Origin of the sequence: Psychromonas sp. psych-6C06, from assembly GCF_002835465.1 — a bacterium.
Taxonomy (GTDB): domain Bacteria; phylum Pseudomonadota; class Gammaproteobacteria; order Enterobacterales; family Psychromonadaceae; genus Psychromonas.
In genome coordinates, this window is the sequence record NZ_PIZM01000018.1 from 1 (window position 1) to 4,347 (window position 4,347).

Consider the following 4,347-nt stretch of genomic DNA (forward strand, 5'->3'; position numbering starts at 1 on the left):
ATGAAATGATGAATCGCATTGGATCTCCATGTGAATATAACGCCCTTGTTAAGCTGCAAAAAATGGTTGGCTATAATCGCGAAGCGATGGCCAACTGTTTTTTGTCTGCTTGAACAGCTTGTTAGGTTTGCACCCACAACAGCAGGCGTAAACCTTTTAATTTGTTAAAACCAGTGAACCTGCTGACTGACGAATTGCATTGAAAACTGAACATTCCAATTAAACGGACACTAGCTAATTAACTAAATTTTAAAGTTAAACACTGAACTAAGCTACAACGCATAACAAATTTAAACGTAACTTGTGATTCAATACGGAAATTGCTTTTGCAAGGAAACCGAAGCCTAGTGCGCTAATTGGCTAAAAACTGTAAATAAAAACTTGGATTCTCAAGAAAACCTAACGCCGCATTAAGCGGACAAAAATGGTTGGCTATACTGTGAAGCGGAGCGAAACGTAGCCAGCCGTTTTTGTTCCGTTTAAATGCCTTGTTATAAGTGTGCGTTCATTTTTAAAACAACAAGTTAACCAGTGCACAGCCAAATGAAATAATAAAACAAACCCACAAGATTAAAAGCCATTTAATGATTAACTCTGAACTCACGCAAAAAAATGACTACTCAGATTTCAACAAAACCAATCATTAAACACTTTACGAAAACCCAATTGCCCTTTTGGGTTTAAAATTCCGCCACAAAACTTGATCGATGAGATGGAAAGCAGAGCCCCAAAACACACCCAATTTTACGTTTTACCCATTGACGAATTCGACAGTGAAAAACCAAACTAAGGAGCAATGCAAACTGCAATGCCCCGCTTCTAAATCCAATTCACAACGCGGATTTAACTTGGTAAAACGAAACAAAATAGGCTAACCACACTTTATAAAATTAAGTTTGAAAGAGCACATTATAACGCCGCGTTAAGCGGACAAAAATTGTGGGTTATAATGTGTAGCGAAGCGAAACGTAACCCACTGTTTTTGTTCCGTTTAAACGCCTTGTTAGCAGGCTTATTGCCAAGGTTCGACAGATATCGACGACCAACGTTCTTTAAAGCTTTTAGTCATTTTAATGTAACTCGTTTCTGTCATTGCAATCTTATTTGGCTTTACACTCATATTGAAAGCATCTTCTAAGCCATAAGAAGAATAAATTAAAATTTCACCGTTATTATTTAAAGTAAAACCAATAGCAAATGCCGTTAACCAAGAGTCTATACCCTGCTCGACTTGCGTGTAAGCATCGATAATTTGACCAAACTTTTCAGGATACCACTTGTGCACATTCGCTTGATTCTTGATATCAATTTTTATGGAATGCTTAAGCTGATTCCTTATATTATTTTCATACCACTTTTCTGTTTGATTTTCGTTATCGTCAAAATAAACGATATCAAAATCTTTAACATTATCAAGAGGCTCTCGTTCTAATATATTATTCCAAATTAACTGAGTAATTGAACCGCCCGCAATATAAAAATTTGGCAGACCAACACTCCGACATACTATAGCTGTCTCTATCAATTCAGGAACTGATTTTATTAAACTTATTAAACGTTGCTCCATGTGATCCCGTTGCCTGCTAACGCCTTGCTAAGCGGATAAAAATGGTTGGTTAAAATCGCGCAGCGATAACCAACTGTTTTTATTCCGTTTAAGCAACTTGTTAAATGGCAGACCTAGTGACCAATGAATAAAAAACTCAATTGTGGCACTACTACCATTTATTAAATTAAGCTTCAGTTTAAACGAAGCTAGTTGATGAACGATGTAGAACTTAATCACTATTCCACCGAGTTATCTAAAGTCGTCTTACGGATAACTAAAAAATACACAGCAAGATAACCAAGCCAAGCAAAAAAAACAGAAGAAGCAACCCACATTACTTTATTGCCACCTGATGCTTTTTTAGAAAATAAAGCCATAAATACAGGCAATATAAAAACAGCAAACATAATGACAATAATGATTAATTGCCAAATTGAAATCCCATCCATAATAAATCCTTTTTAACTTTGAGCTTCATAAAAACTACAATTTATGAAAGCCATTTAACGCCGCACTAAGCGGACTAAAATTGTGGGTTATAATGTGGAGCGAAGCGGAACGTAACCCACTGTTTTAGTTCCGTTTAAGTGCCTTGTTATGTGTTGAATTTAGAGTTTAACTTCTTACCTGTAAAATACCCCAAAAACACTCCGAGGATTATTTCAGGTATTAAACCAAGCATTAATAAAAAACCAAATCCCATATCATCAGCAAGTAAGTGCTTTTCTACATCTGTATATCCATTTACATGCATGGAATATTGCGTTATTAGTTCAGCACCAAGTTCAATGCATATTGGTATAAATATGCACACTGGCAAGATATAAAATATTATTCGTTTAAAATTGCTCAATCAGATTCACCATAAACACATAACGCCGAACTAAGCGGACTAAAACAGTGGGTTATAATGTGCAGCGAAGCGAAACCTAACCCACTGTTTTAGTTCCGTTTAAGTGCCTTGTTAGCACGGTTTCACTGATTTCGGCTAGTTTAACAAATGCTGATAAATAACTTAGTGACCAAGCACTTAGAAACTAAACTCATTTTGTAATTCTGATTTACCTCGAGGCAAGACTCGGTAAATAGACGTTTACCACACGGCTGAAAATAATCATGAAACAACACCACAAATGAAAAGTGCCCTACCGAGAGTCTGGAAAATTTAAAAGCAAATATTCAAACTCTCGTTACCTGCTAACGCCTTGCTAAGCGGATAAAAATGGTTGGCTATAATCGCGAAGCGATGGCCAACTGTTTTTATTCCGTTTAAGCAACTTGTTAAATGGCAGACCTACTACACAACCAATATGGAAAATGCAATACAGGTAAACGTGCCATTTATTAATTTAAACTTCATTTTAAACGAAGCCAGTTGACGAACGAAGCTAAACCTCGTTTCTAATGCTATTTTGCGACGAGGATTTGATAACCAAACCCACTGCCTGCACTTGCTGAAAATTAAATGTGCGAGTAACGAATTACAACGCAGGTTATTAATTCAAAAAACCAGATTTAAATGCATTTAAACGAAACCAGAAAACTAACCTCGCAAATGACTTTGCACAATTCAGACCTAGAAAAGCCAAACTTTAAAAACTTCTACGCAAGCCATTTAACGCCTTGCTAAGCGGATTAAAATGGTTGGTTAAAATCGCGCAGCGATAACCAACTGTTTTAATTCCGTTTAAGCAACTTGTTAGTTGCCATTTTTCGATTAAATTGATTCTGCTTGTTGTTCAGAAACAACTGCAGGCTTAGACCATTTCATGATTGCACGAAGATTCATACCCATAAAAATCAAATTCGCGATTACCATTGCTAAACTGCCAGTAAAATAGCCAACAGCAATCCAACTTGAATTCCCACACATCATAAGAATAAATCCAATTTTATTCTTATTGCCTATTTGCCAGATCGCTAGAAAGGTAAGCACCATTGCGATCCAATCTATTCCGTAAAATTGTAAATATTCCATATTACTCTTGGCAACTAACGCCTCGTTAAGCGGATAAAAATGGTTGGCTATAATCGCGAAGCGATGGCCAACTGTTTTTATTCCGTTTAAACGACTTGTTATGCATTTTCTGATTCGATATACCTGCATTTTGGAAATGCTCTACACCCTAAAAACTCGTTTCCAGCAGTTTTACCCTTTTTAGATGTTCTAGTTATTAATTCAGAAGAACACTTAGGGCAAGTTTTAACAGCGGGGGCTTCTAACTCTACTAAAGGATGATTAATAGCATCATTTTGTAAGTTAGGTAAATATTGACTAAGTGCTTTCTGAATATCATTTACTGTATATGTGGCTTTAGCAACAAAACGTAATAAAGGAAAGTTAGCCGATTTACATGCGCCCTCTACAAAAGCATCTCGTTCTTTTTGTTTTGATTTGTTATGAGAACTGTCATCTAATTCTATAGCGCATAAAACTGATAAGTCGGCTTTATTGCAAAGAACAAAGTCAAAGTGCTTACTAGAAATTTTATTAAATGCTTTTTGCCAAACGCTTCTCGTTGTTCCTTTTTTAGGAGCAAGAATATCTGCAACTCTAACCTTACCAAAAACAATAGTATCATCATCAATTGCTTGATTCAGAACCCCCAAAAAGGATCGTTCTGCAGGAGTAAATAATACATCTAGTTTTCTGTAAGAAAATTCTGATTGCTCATCGGAACTTTGAGAAAGACGCTTCATTTTAATTTTAAAAATGATAAAAAGAACAACAGCAATTATTGCTAATATAATAAATTTCACGAGTTTTCTTTAATGCATAACGCTGCCATTAAGTGGAA

Annotated in this window: 5 protein-coding genes; all 5 read right to left on the minus strand. The window is 35.8% G+C overall.

Annotated elements, in window-relative coordinates; all coding sequences use genetic code 11:
- Positions 1–1,012: 1,012 nt before the first annotated feature.
- Entirely contained in the window at positions 1,013–1,567 is a 555-nt protein-coding gene (locus CW745_RS16090) for a nucleotidyltransferase family protein (protein ID WP_101109726.1), read from the minus strand.
- Positions 1,568–1,785: 218 nt separating this feature from the next.
- Complete coding sequence (locus tag CW745_RS16095) at positions 1,786–1,998, minus strand: hypothetical protein (RefSeq protein ID WP_101109727.1); 213 nt, start codon at positions 1,996–1,998, stop codon at positions 1,786–1,788.
- A gap of 146 nt (positions 1,999–2,144) precedes the next feature.
- On the minus strand, positions 2,145–2,402 hold the full coding sequence (locus CW745_RS16100; protein WP_101109728.1) for a hypothetical protein: 258 nt from the start codon (positions 2,400–2,402) through the stop codon (positions 2,145–2,147).
- A gap of 864 nt (positions 2,403–3,266) precedes the next feature.
- A complete protein-coding gene (locus CW745_RS16105; protein ID WP_101109729.1) occupies positions 3,267–3,527 on the minus strand; it encodes a PnuC protein in 261 nt (86 codons plus the stop codon).
- A 98-nt stretch (positions 3,528–3,625) separates the two neighbouring features.
- Positions 3,626–4,309, minus strand: a complete 684-nt coding sequence (locus CW745_RS16110; protein ID WP_202973218.1) for a DUF2726 domain-containing protein — start codon at positions 4,307–4,309, stop codon at positions 3,626–3,628.
- Positions 4,310–4,347 lie beyond the last annotated feature (38 nt).

What these genes read in the sequence shown, in the direction of transcription:
- CW745_RS16090 (WP_101109726.1), bottom strand. Translation starts at nt 1,567, where the DNA reads ATGGAGCAACGTTTAATAAGTTTAATAAAATCAGTTCCTGAATTGATA.
- CW745_RS16095 (WP_101109727.1), bottom strand. Translation starts at nt 1,998, where the DNA reads ATGGATGGGATTTCAATTTGGCAATTAATCATTATTGTCATTATGTTT.
- CW745_RS16105 (WP_101109729.1), bottom strand. Translation starts at nt 3,527, where the DNA reads ATGGAATATTTACAATTTTACGGAATAGATTGGATCGCAATGGTGCTT.